The 20887-nt window shown below is 73.8% G+C and carries 17 protein-coding genes; 11 read left to right on the top strand and 6 right to left on the bottom strand.

What is annotated here, in order from left to right; genetic code table 11:
* The first annotated feature begins 481 nt into the window (after window positions 1–481).
* The 7 genes from trpC (at window position 482) to BUE43_RS10190 (ending at window position 7505) form a co-directional block, all read left to right on the top strand.
* Window positions 482–1315, top strand: coding sequence for an indole-3-glycerol phosphate synthase TrpC (trpC, locus tag BUE43_RS10220; RefSeq protein WP_073481416.1), 834 nt, complete (start codon window positions 482–484; stop codon window positions 1313–1315).
* 45 nt (window positions 1316–1360) lie between these two features.
* Window positions 1361–2656 (top strand): tryptophan synthase subunit beta, encoded by a 1296-nt coding sequence (trpB, locus tag BUE43_RS10215; RefSeq protein ID WP_200797451.1) that lies wholly within the window; start codon window positions 1361–1363, stop codon window positions 2654–2656.
* A complete protein-coding gene (trpA, locus tag BUE43_RS10210) occupies window positions 2656–3465 on the top strand; it encodes a tryptophan synthase subunit alpha (RefSeq protein ID WP_073481413.1) in 810 nt (269 codons plus the stop codon). The genes trpB and trpA overlap by 1 nt, the downstream gene beginning before the upstream one ends.
* 186 nt (window positions 3466–3651) lie before the next feature.
* Window positions 3652–4161, top strand: a complete 510-nt coding sequence (locus BUE43_RS10205; RefSeq protein WP_083959548.1) for a Uma2 family endonuclease — start codon at window positions 3652–3654, stop codon at window positions 4159–4161.
* A 71-nt stretch (window positions 4162–4232) separates the two neighbouring features.
* Window positions 4233–5339 (top strand): prolipoprotein diacylglyceryl transferase, encoded by a 1107-nt coding sequence (gene lgt / locus BUE43_RS10200; protein ID WP_073482551.1) that lies wholly within the window; start codon window positions 4233–4235, stop codon window positions 5337–5339.
* Window positions 5340–5474: 135 nt separating this feature from the next.
* Complete coding sequence (locus BUE43_RS10195; protein WP_073481410.1) at window positions 5475–6146, top strand: response regulator transcription factor; 672 nt, start codon at window positions 5475–5477, stop codon at window positions 6144–6146.
* Complete coding sequence (locus BUE43_RS10190; protein ID WP_073481407.1) at window positions 6147–7505, top strand: sensor histidine kinase; 1359 nt, start codon at window positions 6147–6149, stop codon at window positions 7503–7505. It abuts the gene before it with no gap.
* Window positions 7506–7535: 30 nt separating this feature from the next.
* Here the strand turns inward: BUE43_RS10190 and BUE43_RS10185 are convergent, their stop codons facing one another.
* Entirely contained in the window at window positions 7536–8474 is a 939-nt protein-coding gene (locus tag BUE43_RS10185) for a TAXI family TRAP transporter solute-binding subunit (protein ID WP_200797450.1), read from the bottom strand.
* Window positions 8475–8647: 173 nt separating this feature from the next.
* On the opposite strand from BUE43_RS10185, the gene BUE43_RS10180 reads away from it, so the two are divergent.
* Both BUE43_RS10180 and dctA read left to right on the top strand, forming a co-directional pair.
* Entirely contained in the window at window positions 8648–8917 is a 270-nt protein-coding gene (locus BUE43_RS10180) for a hypothetical protein (RefSeq protein ID WP_143174078.1), read from the top strand.
* A gap of 142 nt (window positions 8918–9059) precedes the next feature.
* Window positions 9060–10463 (top strand): C4-dicarboxylate transporter DctA, encoded by a 1404-nt coding sequence (gene dctA, locus BUE43_RS10175; RefSeq protein WP_073481401.1) that lies wholly within the window; start codon window positions 9060–9062, stop codon window positions 10461–10463.
* Window positions 10464–10524: 61 nt separating this feature from the next.
* Here the strand turns inward: dctA and BUE43_RS10170 are convergent, their stop codons facing one another.
* The 5 genes from BUE43_RS10170 to BUE43_RS10150 all read right to left on the bottom strand — a co-directional run bounded on the left by BUE43_RS10170 (window position 10525) and on the right by BUE43_RS10150 (window position 14234).
* Window positions 10525–10923 (bottom strand): type II toxin-antitoxin system death-on-curing family toxin, encoded by a 399-nt coding sequence (locus BUE43_RS10170; RefSeq protein ID WP_073481399.1) that lies wholly within the window; start codon window positions 10921–10923, stop codon window positions 10525–10527.
* Window positions 10920–11165 carry a type II toxin-antitoxin system prevent-host-death family antitoxin gene (locus tag BUE43_RS10165; protein WP_073481397.1) on the bottom strand — a complete coding sequence of 82 codons (246 nt, stop codon included), beginning with the start codon at window positions 11163–11165 and terminating at the stop codon, window positions 10920–10922. Before BUE43_RS10165 ends, BUE43_RS10170 begins: the two co-directional genes overlap by 4 nt.
* A 105-nt stretch (window positions 11166–11270) precedes the next feature.
* Window positions 11271–12059, bottom strand: coding sequence for an ABC transporter ATP-binding protein (locus BUE43_RS10160; RefSeq protein WP_073481395.1), 789 nt, complete (start codon window positions 12057–12059; stop codon window positions 11271–11273).
* On the bottom strand, window positions 12056–13135 hold the full coding sequence (locus BUE43_RS10155) for a FecCD family ABC transporter permease (protein ID WP_073482549.1): 1080 nt from the start codon (window positions 13133–13135) through the stop codon (window positions 12056–12058). The genes BUE43_RS10160 and BUE43_RS10155 overlap by 4 nt, the downstream gene beginning before the upstream one ends.
* Before the next feature lie 127 nt (window positions 13136–13262).
* Window positions 13263–14234 carry an ABC transporter substrate-binding protein gene (locus tag BUE43_RS10150; RefSeq protein WP_073481393.1) on the bottom strand — a complete coding sequence of 324 codons (972 nt, stop codon included), beginning with the start codon at window positions 14232–14234 and terminating at the stop codon, window positions 13263–13265.
* A 547-nt stretch (window positions 14235–14781) separates the two neighbouring features.
* Between BUE43_RS10150 and gltB the strand changes: the two genes are divergently transcribed.
* A complete protein-coding gene (gltB, locus tag BUE43_RS10145; RefSeq protein ID WP_073481391.1) occupies window positions 14782–19374 on the top strand; it encodes a glutamate synthase large subunit in 4593 nt (1530 codons plus the stop codon).
* Window positions 19367–20872 carry a glutamate synthase subunit beta gene (locus BUE43_RS10140; RefSeq protein ID WP_073481388.1) on the top strand — a complete coding sequence of 502 codons (1506 nt, stop codon included), beginning with the start codon at window positions 19367–19369 and terminating at the stop codon, window positions 20870–20872. Before gltB ends, BUE43_RS10140 begins: the two co-directional genes overlap by 8 nt.
* Window positions 20873–20887 lie beyond the last annotated feature (15 nt).

Below are 20887 nucleotides of genomic sequence, written 5' to 3'. Positions count from 1 at the left end.
CCGCGAACACCCCTCGGGCGACGGCGTCCTGGGGAATGCTGACATCGGACAGCGATGTCAGTACTGGAGGGTGTGCTGGAGGGCTGGGGGCGGGTCCGCTGTCCCGGGGTGTCGAAGGGGGTCCGGGCGGCCCGCTGACACCCCGCCGACACCGGTGCCACCCCCGGAGTTCATGATCGTTCAGCGGCCTGCCCGCCGATCGGGCAAGGCCGTCCCCCGGAGCTGGTCAGTCCTGCTGCCAGGAGGGGGAAGGGCCTTGCTACGCAGGGCGGATTCGGCTACCCGGTGCCCGGACCGGGGGATGGCCGGGGTTAGCATCCAGAGGCGACCCGGCGGCGGGGAAGGGGAGTGTCGTGAGCGAGCGCGACCAGCGAACATCGGGCTCCGGTGCGGGGGGCCCGCGGAGCCCCGGGCACGGAGGGCCCACCGGGCCTGTCGGGATCGTCGCGAGCACGCTCGCCATGGCCGAGGGGGAGGCCGCGTGAACGAGCGGGCCACGCGACACGAGAGCGTGTTGGACGCGATCGTCGACGGGGTGCGGGCCGACCTCGCCGAGCGCGAGGCGCTGGTGCCGTTCGAGACGATCAAGGAGCGGGCCGCCAGGGCCGAGCCGGCGCGGGACGCCGTCGCGGCGCTGTGGGCGCCGGGCGTCGGCGTCATCGCCGAGGTGAAGCGCGCCAGCCCGTCCAGGGGCTCGCTCGCCGAGATCGGCGACCCGGCCGCGCTGGCCAGGGACTACGAGGCCGCCGGCGCGCGCATGATCAGCGTGCTGACCGAGCGGCGCCGCTTCGGCGGCTCGCTGGCCGACCTCGACGCGGTGCGCGCCGTGGTGGACGTGCCGGTGCTGCGCAAGGACTTCGTCGTCACGCCCTACCAGGTGCACGAGGCGCGGGCGCACGGCGCGGACGTGGTGCTGCTGATCGTGGCGGCGCTGGAGCAGAACGCCCTGGTGTCGCTGCTCGACCGGGTCGAGTCGCTGGGGATGACGGCGCTGGTCGAGGTGCACACCGAGGAGGAGGCGGACCGGGCGCTGGAGGCAGGCGCCAAGGTCATCGGCATCAACGCCCGCAACCTCCGCACGCTGGAGGTCGACCGGGACGTGTTCGGCCGGATCGCCCCCGGGCTGCCCAGCGAGACCCTCAAGATCGCCGAGTCGGGGGTGCGGGGACCGAGCGACCTGATGGCCTACGCCGGCGCGGGCGCCGACGCCGTGCTCGTCGGGGAGGGCCTGGTGACCAGCGATGACCCCCGGATGGCCGTCACCCAGCTGGTGACCGCCGGTTCCCACCCGGCCTGCCCGCGACCCGGCCGCTAGGACCGGTCGGCGGGCGTCGCGAGTCAACGAAGTCAGGAGATGCCGATGAGTTCCGCCCTGCGCCCCACCCCGCACGACCCGGACGAGCGCGGGCACTGGGGGCCCTGGGGCGGGCGGTTCATGCCGGAGGCGTTGATCGCGGCCCTGGACGAGCTGGCGGCCGAGTACGACAAGGCCCGGCTCGACCCGGAGTTCGTCGGCGAGTTCCAGCGCCTGCTCCGCGACTACGCCGGCCGGCCGTCGTTGCTGACCGAGGCGCCGCGGTTCGCCGAGCACGCGGGCGGGGCCCGCGTGCTGCTCAAGCGCGAGGACCTCAACCACACCGGCTCGCACAAGATCAACAACGTGCTGGGCCAGGCGTTGCTGACCAAGCGGATGGGCAAGAAGCGGGTCATCGCCGAGACCGGCGCCGGCCAGCACGGCGTCGCCACGGCGACCGCGTGCGCCCTGATGGGCCTGGAGTGCGTCGTCTACATGGGCGAGGTGGACACCCGGCGCCAGGCGCTGAACGTGGCCAGGATGCGGCTGCTCGGCGCCGAGGTGATCCCGGTGTCCACCGGCTCCCGGACCCTCAAGGACGCCATCAACGAGGCGTTGCGGGACTGGGTGACCAACGTGGACACCACCCACTACCTGCTCGGCACGGCGGCCGGCGCGCACCCGTTCCCGCTCATCGTGCGGGACTTCCACCGCGTGATCGGGGTGGAGGCGCGGGCGCAGGTGCTGGAGCGGGTCGGCCGGCTGCCCGACGCGGTCGTGGCCTGCGTCGGCGGCGGGTCCAACGCCATCGGCATCTTCCACGGCTTCCTGGACGACCCCTCGGTCCGCCTGGTCGGGTGCGAGCCCGGCGGCGAGGGGGTGGGCTCCGGCCGGCACGGCGCCACCCTCACCGCCGGCACCCCCGGCGTCCTGCACGGCGCCCGCTCCTACCTGCTCCAGGACGAGGACGGGCAGACGACCGAGGCGCACTCGATCTCCGCCGGCCTGGACTACCCCGGGGTGGGGCCGGAGCACTCCTGGCTGAAGGACCAGGGGCGGGCCGAGTACCGGCCGGTGACCGACGCCGAGGCGATGGCGGCGTTCCGGCTGCTGTCCCGCACCGAGGGCATCATCCCGGCCATCGAGTCCTCGCACGCCCTGGCCGGCGCGCTGGAGCTGGGTCGCGAGCTGGGCGAGGGCGCGGTCGTCCTGGTGAACCTGTCCGGCAGGGGGGACAAGGACGTCGACACGGCGGCGGCGTGGTTCGGGTTGTCAGAAAACAACACCGACAACACCGACAACGCCGACGACGCCGGCGCCAGCGCCGCCGGCCGGGGGAGCAACGAGCGGGGAGAGGCCTGATGTCGCGACTGGACCAGCTCTTCGAGGCGACCAGGGCCGAGGGCCGCGCCGCCCTGGTCGGCTACCTGCCCGCCGGGTTCCCGACCGTCGAGGGCTCGCGCCGCGTCCTGTCGGCGATGCTCGACGCCGGCTGCGACCTGGTCGAGGTCGGCGTGCCCTACTCGGACCCGGTGATGGACGGGCCGACCATCCAGGCGGCCGCCGAGGGGGCGTTGCGCAACGGGTTCCGGCTGCGGGACCTGTTCTCCGTGGTGGAGACGGTGGCCTCGGCCGGCGGGCACGCGGTCGTGATGACCTACTGGAACCCGGTGTTCCGGTACGGCGTCGACGCCTTCGCCAGGGACCTCGCCTCGGCCGGCGGGCTCGGCCTGATCACGCCGGACCTGATCCCGGACGAGGCCGAGGACTGGCTGGCGGCCAGCACGGAGCACGGCCTGGACCGGATCTTCCTGGTCGCGCCGTCCTCCACCGAGGAGCGGATCGCCATGACCGCCGCCGCCAGCAGCGGCTTCCTCTACGCGGCGTCCACCATGGGCGTCACCGGCGCCAGGGACGCGGTCAGCAACGCCGCGCCCGAGCTGGTCGCCCGGGTCCGCGCGCACACCGACCTGCCGGTCGGGGTGGGGCTCGGGGTGCGCTCGGGCGCCCAGGCGGCCGAGGTCGCCGGGTTCGCGGACGCGGTCATCGTCGGCTCGGCGTTCGTGTCCCAGGTCGCGCGGGACCCGGGCGACGGGGGCGAGGCCGCGGTGCGGGCCCTCGCCGCCGAGCTCGCCGAGGGCGTCCGCCGCCGGGTCGCCGCGACCGGGTGATCTCGCGCCGGAGGCGCTGAGCGGGGGGCTTTTCTGTCGGTCCGTCCCGGCAGGGTCGCGGTATGTCGACGAACGAGCGTTTTCTGACATCCCGAGCCCTGCCGGGCCGAGCCGTGGAGGCGACCGGTCATGACCCTGCCCGCGCTCCCGTTCCCGCACCGCGCGGAGCCCTGAACCCTCGACGAGGTGCTGGCGCTCCCCGAGGACCGGGGGCATCGCGTGGAGCTCGTCGATGGCGCGTTGGTCGTGAGCCCGACGCTGGGAACGAGACACCAGCGGGTCCTGCGACGGCTCCTGTCCGCCTTCGACACCGACACCCCGGCGGACTACGAGCCGCTGTGGGGCGTGAACGTGGTCCTGTCGGGTCCCCGCCTGCTGGTTCCGGACCTGGCGGTGGTCACGGAGCCCGGCGCCGACGTCGTCTGCTTCCCGGGCGACCAGGTGCTGCTCACCGTCGAGGTCGCGTCCCCCTCGACCCGGGTCTACGACCTGACGCTGAAGCGCGAGTTGTACACCGAGGCGGGGATTCCGCACTTCCTGTTCGCGGACCCGGGGTCCCGGCCCCAGCCACCCGTCATCGTCGCCTTCGACCTGCGCGGCGGCAGCTATCGCGAGGTCGGCCGGTCCCGGGACGGGCGACTCCGGGTGGAGCGGCCGTTCCCGCTGGCGCTCGACCTCGCGGAGCGGCGTCAGTAACGATTGGGGGCGGCGGTGGAGTCCGTCGTGCGGGAGCGCTGGCCGCGGTCGCTACGGTGGTGGCCGTGAGTCTGACGGCCTTCCTCGCCACCATCCCGAGCCCCGACCGCGGTGTCTGGCACCTCGGCCCGATCCCGATCCGGGCCTACGCCCTGTGCATCATCGCCGGCATCGTCGTGGCGATCTGGTGGGGGGAGAAGCGGTTCGTCGCCCGGGGCGGCCAGTCCGGCGCCATCACCGACATCGCGGTGTTCGCGGTGCCGTTCGGCCTGGTCGGCGGTCGGCTTTACCACGTGGCCACGGACTGGCACAAGTACTTCGGGCCCGGCAAGAACCCGCTGGACGCGCTCAAGATCTGGCAGGGCGGACTGGGCATCTGGGGCGCGGTCGCCCTGGGCGCGCTCGGCGCGTGGATCGCCTGCCGCCGGCGGGGCATCCCGCTGACGGTGGTGGCCGACGCGATCGCCCCGGGCCTGGTGACCGCGCAGGCGGTCGGCCGCCTCGGCAACTACTTCAACCAGGAGCTCTACGGCGGCCCGACCACCCTGCCGTGGGGGTTGGAGATCTACACCCGGATCGACGAGGCGACCGGGCTGGAGGACCCGCTCGGCGGGGTCGCCCTCAACCACACGCCGGAGAAGATCGTCCACCCGACGTTCCTCTACGAGCTGCTGTGGAACCTCGGCGTCGCACTGCTGCTGGTGTGGGCGGACCGGAAGTTCCGGATGGGTCGGGGCCGCGTGTTCGCCCTCTACGTCGCGGGTTACACGGCGGGCCGGTGCTGGATCGAGATGATGCGCACCGACGAGGCGACGATGGTGTTGGGCCTGCGGATCAACGTCATCACGTCGATCGTGGTGTTCCTCGCCGCCGTCGCGTACCTGCTCTTGGTGCGTGGTTCGCGGGAGGAGCTGCCCCCGGTCGCGGCTGAAGGCGACACCGCCGCCATCGACGGCGCGTCGGCCGAAACCACACCGGCCGCCACCACACCGGCCACTACCACGCCGGGCGGAACCGCCGGTGCTGGGGCCGACGGCACCGCCAAGGACAAGCCCGGCGAGCCCGCGTCCGGTCCCACCCCGGATGCCGGCCAGCCGGCCGAGAAGGCGGTCGAGAAGACGGTTGAGGGAGGCGCGGAGCCCCGACCGGAGACGCGGACCAACGGCCCGGCGAGCTGAGTGCACGGCGAGTCCGCGCGCCGTCGCGGAACCGCTGCCGTGCTCGGTGGCCCACCGGGATGACCGGGGTCTGACCTGGCGGGGGTGGTGCCGGTTGGCCTCAGCCCGGCCCGGCACGACCTACGATCGGCAGTCATGCGCATCCTCGTCGTCGAAGACGACGACCGGGTGGCACGTGGCCTGGTGATGGCGCTCCAGCACGCCGGCTACGAGGTGCACCGGGTCGGGACCGGCGCGGCCGCCCTGCGGGCCGCCCCGGCCGACGTTGTGCTGCTCGACCTCGGCCTGCCCGACATCGACGGGCTGGAAGTGCTGCGTCGCCTGCGCCGCGCCGAGAGCACCGCGGTCATCGCGGTGACCGCGCGAGGGGAGGAACGCGAGCGGGTCGCCGGGCTGCGCAGCGGCGCCGACGACTACGTGGTCAAGCCGTTCGGCACCGCGGAGCTGCTGGCCCGGGTGGAGGCGGTGCTGCGGCGGACCAGGGCCGCCCGGGCCGGCGCGCCCGCCGGCTCGGTGCTCCGGGTCGGCGAGCTGGAACTGGACACCGGAGCGCGCAGCGCGGCCGTCTCCGGGCAGGCGTTGTCGTTGACCCGCAAGGAGTTCGACGTCCTGGCGATGCTGGCGGCGCACGCCGGCAGCGTCGTCCACCGGGACCGCATCGTGGACCAGGTGTGGCAGTCCACCTGGGAGGCTCCCTCCCGCACGTTGGACACGCACATCGCCGCGCTGCGCGGCAAACTCGGTCAGCGGGTGCGGATCGAGACGGTGCGGGGCGTCGGCTACCGACTGGCCAAAGTGGACGGTTAGGTGCTGCGACGCCTGCTGCTCGTGCTGCTGCCGCTGCTGGTGCTCCTCGCCGGAGCGCTGGGGGTGCCGCTCGCGGTCGCGGTGGCGCAGCGCGAGACGCAGTCCACCTACCTCGACCGGCTGGCGGACGCGGGCCGGTTCGCCTCGCTGGCGGAGAACGCCCTGGCCTCGGGGCGCACCACCGCGTTGCGGGACGAACTGGCGCGGTACGACGAGCTCTACGGCATTCCCGCCGCGCTGGTCGCCCCGGGCGGGCGCGTCCTGTTGTCCTCAAGGGACTCGGTGGATCTGTCCACTTCGGACGCGGTCGCCGGGCTGGACGCGGCGTTCGCCGGCTACCGGCCGGACGCGCCCGAGGTGGTGTGGCCGTGGCGGTCCGGCTCGCTGGTGGTGGTCGAGCCGGTGGGCAGGGACAGCGAGGTGGTGGCCGCCGTCGTCACCGTCTCGCCCACCGACGGGCTCCGGGGCCAGGTGTGGCGGGAGTGGGGCCTGCTGGCGCTGGTCGGGCTGGTGCCGTTGCTCGGGCTGGTCGCGGTGGCCTGGCCGGTGTCGTGGTGGGTGCTGCGCCCCGTCCGGCGGCTGGACGAGGCCACCGCCGAGGTGGCCGGCGGCCGGCTCGACGTGCGGGCCGACGTGGACGGCCCGCCCGAGCTGCGCCGGCTCGCCCGGTCGTTCAACGCGATGGTCGAGGTGGTGGGGCGGGCGCTGCGCCGGCAGCGGGCCTTCGTCTCCGACGCCTCGCACCAGCTCCGCAACCCGTTGGCGAGCCTGCGACTGGCCGTGGAGAACCTGGAGCCGCACCTGGTCGGGGCGGCCGGTCGGCAGGCGCACCAGTTCGCGGTGGAGGAGACCGCCGAGATGGGCCGGGTGCTCGACGCGTTGCTGGCCGCGACCCGGCTGGACAGCGCGGCGGCGGCCGAGCCGGTGGAGGTGGACGCGCTGGTGGCCACGCACGAGCCCGGCTGGCACGCCCAGGCCGGGCAGGCGGGCATGGCGCTGCGGGTCGAGGTGCCGGCCGGGCTCCGGGTCCTCGCGCCGCCCGGCGGGCTGGGCAGCGTGCTCGACGAGCTGGTCGGCAACGCCCTGCGGCTCTCCGGCGGCACCCGGGTCGAGGTGCGGGCCGAACCCGTCGACGACGCGGTGGTGCTGCACGTCGTCGACGACGGGGCCGGGCTCGACGCCGAGGAGCGGGCGGCCGCGACCCGCCGGTTCTGGCGCTCGCCCCGGCACCAGAACGTGCCGGGCACCGGCCTCGGCCTGGCCATCGTCGCCGAGCTGGTGGCCGGCGCCGGCGGGGAGTTGAGCCTGCGCCCGGCGACCCCGCACGGCTTGGACGTCGTGGTGCGGCTCCGGCGGTGACGGCGGTGACGGTGGTGCCCGCGGCGCCGGTCAGCGCTTGGCGGAGCGGAACCAGGCCGCCGCCCCCGCGTGCAGCGGCACCGGGCCGGTCGCGATGCCGGTGCGGACGTTGATCCGCCGGGCCTCGGGGTGCCCGGCGGCGATGCGGGACGCGTCGGTGAAGACGGTGTCGGTCACCGTCTCGACGACGGGGGCGGGCAGGTCGTCCCTGGCCAGCAGCAGGTTCGGCACCGCGACCGTGGGGCAGGGCGGCACCTCCGGGTAGGTGGTCGCCGGGATGGTCGCCGGCACGTAGGGGCCGGGGTGGGCGTTGGCCAGCGCCACCGCCTCCTCCGCCAACGGGACCAGCCGAACCGGCACCCGCGCGGCGAGCTGGCTGATGGCCGGGGTGGGGATGCCGGTGAGCGTGAGGAACCCGTCGAGGTCGCCGGCGGCGAGCGCGTTCGCCGCGTCGGCCTGGCTCAGCCGCGCCTCCTGGAACCGCAACCCGGTCAGGGGCAGCAGGCGGCGCACGGTGAACGCGGTCCCCGACTGGGCCAGCCCCACCCCCACCCGCCGGCCGGCCAGGTCGGCCAGCGCGCGCACGCCCGACCCGGCCGGCACCACCAGGTGCAGGAAGCTGTCATAGAGCCGGCCGACCGCGCTGAGGCCGGGCGGCCGTCGACCCGGCTCGGTCATCACGGCGTCCAGGGACGCCAGGCCGAGCTGGGCCTCGCCGGCGGCCAGCCGGTTCAGGTTCTCGACCGAGGCGCTGCTCTCCCGCGCGACCACCCTGGTCCGCGGCAGGTGGTCGGCCAGCGCGGCCGCGAGGGCGGCGCCGATCTCCCGGAACACCGCGCCCTGCGGGCCGGTGGACAGGACGAGCTCCTCCGGGACGGGAGCGGCGGGCGCGGCGCAGCCGGCCAGCGCCCCCCCTGCCACCCCCACCGCGCCGAGGAGCACCGCGCGGCGACTGGCTGTCCTGTCCACGGGGCGGAGGCTAACCCGGGTCGACGCGGGTTTGGGCTGTTCGGGTGGCAGCGACCGCCCGACCGGAACGTCGATCCGCCTCGCGCGTCGTCAGGGGTGAGGGGCGGATCGGCCGGTCGGCCCCACCCGGGGAGGTGAACGGGCCGGCGGGGCTGGGAAGGGACGTTGGGGACGTGTTCCGCGAGGGAGATCGTTGCCGCCTCGCCGTGGAGTTGCCGCTCACCGAGGACTGCTGGCTGCCGGCGGGGCTGGAGGGCACCGTGCAGCGCACCGAGCGGGTGATCGTCTTCGGTCCGCCGCCGGCCGACGAGGCCGGGACCGACCTCCAGTCGCTGCGCCGGGCGCGCAGCCCCCGGTTGCGGGTCGACGTCCAGTGCCGCGTGCGCCTGGACACCGGTGGGTTCGTCACCGTGTGGGCCCGCCACCAGCTCGAACACCTCTGAGCGCCGCCCCGCCCCCGGTTACGCGTCGGTTGCGGCAATGTCAGGGCAGTCCCAAGTTTCCGCTGTGTGACTTGCCGCACTGAGGCGGGTGTAACCAGCATCACCGGCCGGAGAACGTGCTCCGGACCGGTGAGGAGGATCAGTGGGCGGCACCCCCGACGGCGTGACGAAGCCACGCAGGAAGTTCTACCGGCACCTGTACTTCTGGGTTCTCGCGGCGATCGCGCTGGGCGTGCTGGTCGGCATCGGGTTCCCGAAGCAGGCGGCCCAGATGAAGTGGCTGGCCGACCTGTTCGTGAACCTGGTCAAGATCGTGATCGCGCCCACCATCTTCTGCACGGTCGTGGTCGGCATCGCCGGGCTGGGCAACCTGGCCAAGGCCGGCGGTCTGGCCCTGCGCACCATCGGCTACTTCACCGCGATGACCAGCGTGGCGCTGGCCATCGGGCTCGTGGTGGTCAACGTGCTGCGGCCGGGCGACGGCCTGGGCATCGTGGTCAACGAGAAGGCCGCCGCCGAGACGATCAAGAAGGCCGGCGAGGCGGAGGCCGGCGGGCTCACCGGGTTCATCCTCGGCCTGATTCCGAAGTCGTTCCTCGGCGCCTTCACCGACAACCAGCTCATCCAGGTGTTGGTGCTGGCCGTGCTGGTGTCCGTGGCCGTCGCCGGCATGGGCGAGCGGGGCCGCCGGGTGGTGGACGCGCTGGACACCACGGCCAAGGTCATGTTCGGCGTGATCAAGGTCGTGATGTACGCGGCGCCCATCGGCGCCTTCGGCGGCATGGCGTTCACCGTCGGCAAGTACGGCAACGAGGTGCTCACCAAGCTCGCGTACCTGATGGGCGCCTTCTACCTGACCTGCGCGCTGTTCGTGTTCGTCGTGCTGGGCGTGGTGTCCAGGCTGGCCGGGTTCAGCGTCGTCAAGTTCGTGCGCTTCCTCAAGGACGAGCTGCTGATCGTGCTCGGCACGTCCTCCAGCGAGTCGGTGCTGCCGCGCGTGCTGGTGAAGCTGGAGGCGGCGGGCGCGCAGAAGTCGGTGGTGGGCCTGACCATCCCCACCGGCTACTCGTTCAACCTGGACGGCACCTGCATCTACCTGACCATGGGCGCGATCTTCATCGCCCAGGCCACCGGCCACGAGGTCGGGATCGGCGCCCAGCTCGGCCTGCTGCTGTTCATGCTGCTGTCCAGCAAGGGCGCGGCCGGGGTGACCGGCGCCGGCCTGGTGACGCTGGCCGCGTCGCTGCAGGCCTTCGGCGACACCATCCCGGTGGTGGGCATCGCCCTGATCGTGGGCATCGACCGGTTCATGTCCGAGGCCCGCGCCCTGACCAACCTGGTCGGCAACGGCGTGGCGACCATGGTCGTGGCCCGCTGGCAGGGGGCGCTGGACCTCGCCCGGCTGCGCGCGGTGCTGGACAAGCCGGACCTGGTCGACGTCGACGCCCTGATGCGGGCGGAGCACGGCCCCGGCGCCGGCTCGGACGCCGGCTCCGGTGATGCCGAGGCCGACCGCCCGTCCCAGGAGCCCGCCAAGGCGCGCTGACGCCGCGTCTGGCCGCACGAGGGCGGGCTCGCCAACCCCTGGGGGGTCGGCGAGCCCGCCCTCACCGCTGGGGCAGCGGCCTCATCCACCCGCCGATCGTCCGGGAGAGCCCGGCGGCGTCCGCCGTCCCCTCGGCGGCCGAGATCACGAGGTCGTAGCCGTCGTCGGTGCTCGGGAGGTGGATGTTGTGCCCGTTCAGGCGGACGAGGTACTTGACGCTGATCCAGGCCAGCCGCTTGTTCCCATCGATCAGCGGGTGGTTGCGCGCGAGGGAGTGCAGCAGCGCCCCGGCCTTGTCCGCGAGCTCGGGATAGGCGTCCGCGCCGAACAACGTCGTCCGGGGGCGGTCCAGCGCCGCCTGGAGCATGCCCCAGTCGCGCACTTCCGGAGGTTCGCCGAGGAACGCGGTGGCGAGCGCGACCGCGTCGTCGAGGGTGGGGTAACGCGGGTCCCCGCTCATTCGGCCAGCCTCCTCATCAGCTCCGCTTCCTCGGTCATGACCTCGGCGATCGTCGCCTCGCGGACGGCGAGCCGGTCCGCGAGCTCGTCCCCGTCGACCATCGCCACCGGGACGATCGCCGCTGCGCGCCGGCCGTGGCGCGTCAGGTACGTGACCCGCCCGGTGTGCTCGGCCTCGTCCACCAACTCGCCGAGCCGGGCGCGCGCCTCGGTCAGCGGGAGTTCGTACGGCGTCGTGCTCATGCGAAAACTGTACATTCTGTACGAAGTGAGTTTTGGTCGCCGACGCGCCCCGAGCGCGTCGTCTCCATCGCCTCGCGTCGCGTCGGGCCGCCTGCGGTCGCCCGGTCAGCGGACGGGCGCGACGACCGGAGCGCCGTCCGGAGTGGTGAGGATCGTGACGCGGGCCGCGTAGCGGGCGGCGAGCAACTCGGCCGTGAGCACGTCGGCCGGTGGGCCGGCGGCCACCACCCGGCCCCGGTCGACCAGGACCAGCTCGTCGGCGTACTGGGCGGCCAGCGTCAGGTCGTGCAGGGTGCTCACCACCGTGGTGCCGTCCGCCCTGCGCAGGTGGTCGACCAGGTCGAGCAGCGCCTGCGCGTGGCCGATGTCCAGGCCGGTGGTCGGCTCGTCGAGCAGCAGCAGGTCGGCCCGCTGGGCCAGCGCGCGGCCGAGCACCGCCCGCTGCCGCTCGCCGCCGGACAACGTCCGCAGCGGCCGGTGCGCGAGCGCGCTCAGGTCGAGCCGGTCCAGGGCGTCGGCGACGATCTCCAGGTCGGCGCGGCTCTCCCTGGCCAGCGGCCCGAGGTGGGGTGTGCGGCCGAACAGGACGTAGTCGGTGACGGTGAGCCCCTCGGGCAGTTCGGGCGTCTGCGGCGCGTACCCGACGGCTCTGGCCCGCGCCCGGGGTCCCAGCCGGGAGAGGGGTTCGCCGTGCAGCAACACCTCCCCGGTGTGGTCCACCAGGCCGGCGACCGCCTTGAGCAGGGTGGACTTGCCGGCCCCGTTGGGGCCGATGACCGCCACCCAGGCACCGCGGCGCACCGCGACGTCGACGTCCCGCACGACCCACCGGCCGCGGTAGCCGGCGCTGAGCCCCCGGAGTTCGAGCGCGGAGCCGTCCGCCGCCACCGTCATCGCACCCGTCCCCTCGTCCTGCGCAGCACCAGCGCGAAGAACGGCGCGCCGGCGAACGCCGTGATCACGCCGACCGGCAGCTCGGCCGGCGCGAGCACGGTCCTGGCCACCGTGTCGGCCAGCACGAGGAACCCGGCGCCGCCCAGCAACGACAGCGGCAGCACCACGCGGTAGCTCCCGGCCACCGCCAGCCGCACCAGGTGCGGCACGACGATGCCCACGAACCCGATCAGACCGCTCACCGCGACCGCCGCCGCCGTGGCCAGCGAGGCCGCCGCGAGCACCACGACCCGGACCACCCCGGGCCGCAGGCCCAGCGCGCCGGCCTCCTCGTCGCCCAGCGCGAGCAGGTCCAACAGCCGGCCGGACAGGCACAGCACGACCGCGGCCGCCGCCAGGTAGGGCAGCACGACGAGCACCTCGTCCCACCCGGTGGTGCCGAGGCCGCCGAGCATCCACGTGTAGACCTCGCGCAGCGTTTCGCCGCGCAACTGCTGGACGAACGTCTGCGCGGCGGTGAGGAACGCGCTCACCGCGACGCCGGCCAGCACGAGCGTCGCCGTGCCGTTGCCGGCGGAGCGGCCCAGCACCCAGCTCAGGGCCACCCCGCCGACCGCCCCGACGAACGCGGCCAGCGGCAGCGGGCCGAGCGCGCCGTGGCCGGCGCCGGGCGCCACCACCAGGACCAGGGTCGCCCCCAGCCCGGCGCCGGCCGCCGCGCCGAGCAGGTAGGGGTCGGCCAGCGGGTTGCGGAACACGCCCTGGTAGGCGGCTCCGGAGCCGGCCAGCGCCGCGCCCACCAGGCCGGCGAGCACGACCCGCGGCACCCGCAGCTGCCACAGGATCGCCGCCTCGCGCTCGGACAGCGGCGACGTGCCGCCGGTGAGCTGGGCGACCACCTCGCCCAGCACCCGCTGCCAGCCGAGGTCGATCGCGCCGAGCAGCACCGAGCCGGTGGCGACGGCGGCCACGAGCGCCGCGGCGAGCGCCACGTGCCGCGCCGAGAGCCGGGTCGCCCTGGGCAGGCGCTCCCGCGCGCCCGGAGGGTGGTCGGAGGTGTGAGAGGTCGTCGACATCATGAGGTGGCGGCCTGCCGGTGCGGGAGGGTCAGGTCCCTCCCGCACCGGCCCGGCGCCTGCTTCCCTGTCTGCTCGCCCTGGCTGCTTGTTCGCCCTGGTTGTTCCAGGGCCGGCTTCTCGGGGTCTACTTCCCGGCCTTGGCGACCGCGGCCGCGACCTGGCGGACGAGCTCGACCACGCGCGGCCCCCAGCGGGAGGCGGTGTCCGGGTCCAGCGACACGACGTGGCCGCGCTGGACGGCGGTCACGCCCTGCCAGCCCGGGCGGGCCGCGACGGCCTGCGGCGTCTCCAGGTCGGCGAGGAAGACCAGGTCGGGGTTGGCGTTGACCACGTGCTCGGCCGACAGCTGCGGGTAGTCGCCGGCCGCCGAGTTGGCCGCGTCGGCGATGTTGCGCAGCCCGAACATGGCATAGACCTGTCCGATGAAGGTCTTCGATGTGACGGAGTACAGCTTGCTGTCCAGCTCGTGGTAGTAGCTGAGCTGCCTGGCCGGCTTCGGGGTGTCCCTGACGATCTTCTCGATCTCGGACCGCATCCCGCGGGCCGCCTCGTCGGCCTCGGCCGCGTGCCCGGTGGCCCTGCCCAGCGCCCGCAGCTCCTCGGCGGTCCCGTCCAGGGTGGTCGCGGCCGGCAGCAGCAGGACCGGCACCTTCACCGCGGCCAGCCCGGACACCAGGTTGTTGCGGTCGTCGGAGGCGACCACCAGGTCGGGGGTCTGGCCGGCGACGGCCTCCACGTTGGGGTTGAAGCCGGACAGCTCGGTCCTGGGCGCCTCGGCCGGGTGGTTGGACAGCTTGTCCACCGCCACGACCTGCTTGCCCGCGCCGACGGCGTACAGCATCTCGGTGGTCGTCGGGCTGAGCGAGACGATGCGCTGCGGCTTCTTCTCCAGCCGGACCGGCCGGCCGCCGGGCACGGACACCTCGACCGGGAACGCGCTGGTGGAGGTGGGGGCGGAGCTGGTGGCGCCCGGGTCGGCGGCCTGCTCGCGGTTGGCGCAGGCGGTCAGCCCGGCCAGGGTGAACAGGGCGACGACGCCGGCGACCAGCCGGCGGCCGCGCGTGCGACGTCCAGGGTGGGTGGAGTGCCCGGTCATAGTTCCTCGTCAGTCGGTCGGCGGGCGGGACGCGGCCCGCGGACGAGGCGGTGGGCGCCGCGACCTCGCTCGCGCGGTGGTTCGGTCTCGGCGCGCGGGCAGCCGACCTCGGCCGGACACCGTGGGGAGTGGCCGCGGCGCGGCACTTCCGTTGCGGGTTCGACGGGGCCGGGACCACCCGGCTCCGCTGCCACGCGACGCCGCTGACCAGCGGTGGGAGCCTCGCCACCCCACCGGTCGTCAGCGGGGGAACGTTACCAGGACGTAGGGTGAACGAGAGCGCGCCGCCGCCGTGCGGACCCGCGGTCCGCGGCGGGGCGTGTGTCGGGTGCTTTGTCGTTCAGGTCACTCAAATCGTTACACCCGCATGGGCAGGTTCACTCATGAGGGGGTGATTTGCGGTTTCCTGGCTGTTACAGTCGCCGCAACGTCGCCCGCGGTTGTCTCGCGGGCCTTTCCTTGCGGGCCATCGTCGTCCCGTCCATCCCCACCCATGGAGCTCCGCTCCCGGTGAGCGGAGCCCGAGGACGACGAAGGAGGTCTGCCCGTGATCTTCTCCGCCCTCCCCGGCCCGACCGGCCTGTACGACCCGCGTGAAGAGCGGGACGCGTGCGGTGTCGCGATGGTCGCGGACGTCCGTGGCCGACGGTCCCACGGGATCGTGGTGGACGCCCTCACCGCGCTGGCGAACCTGGAGCACCGCGGCGCCGCGGGCGCCGAGCCGACCAGCGGTGACGGCGCCGGAATCCTGCTCCAGCTCCCCGATGAACTGCTGCGCGCCGAGGCCGCGGAGCTGGGGATCGCCCTGCCGACGCCCGGCCCGGAAGGCGAGCACCGCTACGCCGCGGGCATCGCGTTCCTGCCGCAGGACCCCGAGCGGCGCGCCGCCGCCGTCCGGCTCGTCGAGAAGATCGCCGGGCAGGAGTCGCTGCGCGTGCTCGGCTGGCGCGACGTGCCGGTCGACGCGGACGCCGCCGACGTGGGCCCCACGGCCCGGGCGTGCATGCCGCACTTCGCGATGCTGTTCGTGGCCGGGGCCAACCTGCCCGCCCCCGGCGCGTCCGACGACGCCGCGCCGGCCGGCATCGCCCTGGACCGGCTCGCGTTCTGCCTGCGCAAGCGGGCCGAGCACGAGAGCGTCATCGCCGGCTGCGGCGTCTACTTCCCGTCGCTGTCCGCGCGGACGTTGGTCTACAAGGGAATGCTGACCACCGGCCAGCTCCCCGCGTTCTTCCCCGACCTCACCGACGAGCGGCTCACCTCGGCGATCGCCCTGGTGCACAGCCGGTTCTCCACCAACACGTTCCCGTCGTGGCCGCTGGCGCACCCGTTCCGGTTCGTCGCGCACAACGGCGAGATCAACACCATCCGCGGCAACCGGAACCGGATGCGGGCCAGGGAGGCGCTGCTGGCCAGCGACCTCGTCCCCGGCGACCTGTCCCGGCTGTTCCCGATCTGCGAGCCGGAGGGCTCCGACTCGGCCTCCTTCGACGAGGTCCTGGAGCTGCTGCACCTGGGTGGGCGCAGCCTGCCGCACGCGGTGCTGATGATGATCCCGGAGGCGTGGGAGAACCACGTCGAGATGGACCCGGCGCGGCGGGCGTTCTACCAGTTCCACGCCAGCCTGATGGAGCCGTGGGACGGCCCGGCCTGCGTGACCTTCACCGACGGCACGCTGGTCGGCGCGGTGCTGGACCGCAACGGTCTGCGCCCGGCCCGGTGGTGGCGCACCGCCGACGACCGGGTGGTGCTCGCCAGCGAGACCGGCGTGCTCGACGTGCCCGCGGACCAGGTGGTGGCCAAGGGTCGGCTCCAGCCGGGCCGGATGTTCCTGGTGGACACCGCCAGGGGCACGATCGTCGACGACGACGAGGTCAAGGCCGAGCTGGCCGCGCAGCTGCCCTACGACGAGTGGCTGCACGCGGGCCTGCTGAAGCTGGCCGACCTGCCCGACCGCGAGCACGTGGTGCAGAGCCACGACTCGGTGGTGCGCCGGCAGCTCACCTTCGGCTACACGGAGGAGGAGCTGCGGATCCTGCTCACCCCGATGGCCGTGAACGGCGCGGAGCCGATCGGCTCGATGGGCTCGGACACCCCGGTGGCCGCGCTGTCGCAGCGCCCCCGGCTGCTCTACGACTACTTCAAGCAGCACTTCGCCCAGGTCACCAACCCGCCGCTGGACGCGATCCGCGAGGAGATCGTCACCTCGGTGTCGCGGGTGATGGGCCCTGAGCAGAACCTGCTCGAACCGGGTCCGGCGTCCTGCCGGCACATCGAGCTGCCGTACCCGGTCATCGACAACGACGAGCTGGCCAAGCTCATCCACATCAACGACGACGGGGACCTGCCCGGCTTCGCCTGCACCGTCCTCAGTGGACTGTACGAAGTGGACGGTGGTGGGCTCGCGCTGGCCAACGCCGTCCAACGGGTGCGCCGGGAGGCGTCCGAGGCGATCGCCGCCGGCGCGCGCATCATCGTGCTGTCCGACCGCGACTCCGACCACCGGATGGCGCCGATCCCGTCGCTGCTGCTGGTCTCCGCCGTGCACCACCACCTGGTGCGCACGAAGGAGCGGCTCAAGGTCGCGCTGGTCGTGGAGTCCGGCGACGCCCGCGAGGTGCACCACATCGCGCTGCTGCTCGGGTTCGGCGCCGCGGCGGTCAACCCCTACCTGGCCTTCGAGACGATCGAGGACCTCATCGGCCAGGGGCTGATCACCGGCATCGAGCCGCGCAGGGCGATCCGCAACTACGTCGCCGCGCTGGTCAAGGGCGTGCTCAAGGTGATGTCCAAGATGGGCATCTCCACGGTGGGCGCCTACACCGCGGCCCAGGTGTTCGAGGCCGTCGGGCTGTCCACGGACCTGGTGGACGAGTACTTCTGCGGCACCACCTCGAAACTGGGCGGCGTCGGCCTGGACGTGCTCGCCGAGGAGGCGGCGGCCCGGCACCGCAAGGCCCACCCGGACAACCCGACCGACCGGGTGCACCGGCGCCTGGAGGTCGGCGGCGAGTACGCCTACCGCCGCGAGGGCGAGCTGCACCTGTTCACGCCGGAGACGGTGTTCCTGCTCCAGCACGCCACCCGGACCCGGCAGGCCGAGGTCTACCGCCGCTACACCGAGGAGTGCGACCGCCTGTCGCGGCTCGGCGGGACGCTGCGGGGGCTGTTCCGGTTCCGCGACGGGGCGCGCCCGCCGGTGCCGGTCGAGGAGGTCGAGCCGGCCAGCGCGATCGTCAAGCGGTTCAACACCGGCGCCATGTCCTACGGGTCGATCTCGCAGGAGGCGCACGAGACGCTGGCGATCGCCATGAACCGGCTCGGCGGCCGGTCCAACAGCGGCGAGGGCGGCGAGGAGCCCGAGCGGCTGTACGACCAGGAGCGGCGCAGCGCCGTCAAGCAGGTCGCGAGCGGGCGGTTCGGCGTCACCAGCGAGTACCTGGTCAACGCCACCGACATCCAGATCAAGATGGCGCAGGGCGCCAAGCCCGGCGAGGGCGGCCAGCTCCCCGGGTACAAGGTGTACCCGTGGATCGCCCGCACGCGGCACTCGACGCCGGGCGTCTCGCTGATCTCGCCGCCGCCGCACCACGACATCTACTCCATCGAGGACCTGGCCCAGCTCATCCACGACCTGAAGAACGCCAACGAGCAGGCGCGGGTCCACGTGAAGCTGGTCAGCGAGGTCGGGGTGGGCACCGTCGCGGCCGGCGTGGCCAAGGCGCACGCCGACGTCGTGCTGATCTCCGGCCACGACGGCGGCACCGGCGCCTCGCCGTTGAACTCCCTGAAGCACGCGGGAACGCCGTGGGAGATCGGCCTCGCCGAGACGCAGCAGACGTTGCTGCTCAACGGTTTGCGCGACCGGATCACCGTGCAGGTCGACGGCGCGATGAAGACCGGCCGCGACGTGGTGGTGGCCGCGCTGCTCGGCGCGGAGGAGTACGGCTTCGCCACCGCGCCGCTGATCGTCGCCGGCTGCGTGATGATGCGGGTCTGCCACCTCGACACCTGCCCGGTGGGCGTGGCCACGCAGAACCCGGAGCTGCGCAAGCGCTACACCGGCAAGCCGGAGTTCGTGGAGAACTTCTTCTACTTCGTCGCCGAGGAGGTCCGCGAGCACCTGGCCGCGCTGGGCTTCCGCTCGCTGGACGAGGCCGTGGGCCACGCCGAGCTGCTCGACGTGGACGAGGCCGTGTCGCACTGGAAGGCCGGCGGCCTCGACCTGAAGCCGATCTTCGCGGTGCCCGAGACGCCGTACCTGACCGCGCCCCGGCGGGTGCGCGAGCAGGACCACGGGCTGGACCGGGCGCTGGACCGCACGCTCATCCAGCTCGCCGAGGCGGCGTTGGAGGACGCCCGCCCGGTGCGGCTGGAACTGCCGGTGCGCAACGTCAACCGGACGGTCGGCACCCTGCTGGGCGCCGAGGTGACCCGCCGCTTCGGCGGGTCGGGGTTGCCGGAGGACACCATCCACGTGACGCTGGCCGGCTCGGCGGGGCAGTCGCTGGGCGCGTTCCTGCCCAGCGGCGTCACCCTCGACCTGGTCGGCGACGCGAACGACTACGTCGGCAAGGGCCTGTCCGGCGGCCGGATCGTGGTGCGCCCGCACGAGGACGCGCCGTTCCGGGCCGAGCAGCAGGTGATCGCCGGCAACGTCATCGGGTACGGCGCCACCAGCGGCGAGATCTTCCTGCGCGGCCGGGTCGGGGAGCGGTTCTGCGTCCGCAACTCCGGCGCGGTGGCGGTGGCCGAGGGCGTCGGCGACCACGCCTTCGAGTACATGACCGGAGGCAGGGCGGTCGTGCTCGGGCCGACCGGGCGCAACGTCGCGGCGGGCATGTCCGGCGGCATCGCCTACGTGCTCGACCTGGACCCGGTGCGGGTCAACGGCGACATGGTGGAGCTCCAACCGCTTAGCGCGGAGGACCTGCGCTGGCTGCGGGAGGTCGTGGAGCGCCACCACCGGTTCACCGGCTCCGCGGTGGCCGCGTCGCTGCTCGGGGACTGGCCGCGCCGTTCGACGGCGTTCACCAAGGTCATGCCCCGCGACTACCAGCGCGTCCTGGAGGCGGTGCGCATCGCGCGCGCCGAGGGCCGCGACGAGGACGAGGCGATGATGGAGGCGTCCCGTGGCTGACCCGTACGGTTTCCTCAAGCACGCCAGGGCCGAGGGCGCCAAGCGCCCGGTCGCGGAGCGGACCGCCGACTGGGCCGAGGTCTACGTCGAGCAGCCGCGCGACGTGCGCGACCGGCAGGTGCGCGACCAGGCGACCCGCTGCATGGACTGCGGCATTCCGTTCTGCCACTCGGGAACGGCCGGTTGTCCGCTGGGCAACCTCATCCCGGAGTGGAACGACCTGGTCCGACGTGGACAGTGGGAGGCGGCGAGCGAACGCCTGCACGCCACCAACAACTTCCCGGAGTTCACCGGTCGGCTGTGCCCGGCGCCGTGCGAGTCGGCCTGCGTGCTGGCGATCTCGCCGTTGTCCGGCGGGGCGGTGACCATCAAGCGGGTCGAGCAGACCATCGCCGACACCGCGTGGGAGGAGGGCACCGTCCGGCCGATGCCGGCCGCGGTGTCCTCCGGGCGGCGCGTCGCCGTCGTCGGCTCCGGCCCGGCGGGGCTCGCCGCCGCGCAGCAGCTGACCCGGGCCGGCCACGACGTCACCGTGTTCGAGCGGGACGACCGGCTGGGCGGGCTGCTCCGCTACGGCATCCCCGAGTTCAAGCTGGAGAAGTCGGTGCTGGACCGCCGGCTCGCCCAGATGCGGGCCGAGGGCACCCGGTTCGTCACCAACTGCGAGGTCGGCGTCGACCTGACGGTCGAGGAGCTGCGCGCCGGCTTCGACGCCGTGGTGCTCGCCGTCGGCGCGCTGCGCGGCAGGGACGACCGCGCGGTGCCCGGCCGGGAGCTGGCGGGCGTGCACCTGGCCATGGAGCACCTGGTGCCGGCCAACCGGTTCTGCGAGGGCGACGGGCCGACCGCGATCGACGCGCACGGCCGGCACGTGGTGATCATCGGCGGCGGGGACACCGCGGCCGACTGCCTGGGCACCGCGCACCGGCAGGGCGCGGCGAGCGTCCTCCAGCTCGACCAGTACCCCGAGCCGCCGCTGGTCCGCGACGACGACCTGTCGCCGTGGCCGGTGTGGCCGCTGCTCCTGCGCAGCTACCCCGCGCACGACGAGGGCGGCGAGCGGAAGTTCGCGGTCGCCGTGGAGCGGTTCGTCGGCGACGAGGCCGGGCACGTGCGGTCGGTGCACCTGCGGAAGGTGCGGGTGGAGAAGGACGCGGACGGCCGCCGCCAGGTGATCCCGATCTCCGACGAGGTCGAGGAGCTGCCCTGCGACCTCGCCCTGCTGGCGATCGGGTTCGAGGGCGTGGAGCCGATGGCCCTGCTGGACGGTCTGGACATCCAGCTCAGCCGGCGTCGCACCATCTCCTGCGGCGCCGACTGGCAGACCACCGCGCCGGGCGTCTTCGTCTGCGGCGACGCGCACCGCGGCGCCTCGCTCGTGGTGTGGGCCATTGCGGAGGGGCGGTCCGTGGCGCACGCCGTGGACAGCTTCCTCACCGGCTCGTCGGACCTCCCGGCTCCGGTCCACCCCACCGCGTTGCCACTCGCCGTCCGCTAAGCGCTTCTCCTCAGC

It is taken from the genome of Streptoalloteichus hindustanus (genome assembly GCF_900129375.1).
GTDB lineage: Bacteria > Actinomycetota > Actinomycetes > Mycobacteriales > Pseudonocardiaceae > Streptoalloteichus > Streptoalloteichus hindustanus.
This window is presented reverse-complemented; position numbering and strand designations above follow the sequence as displayed.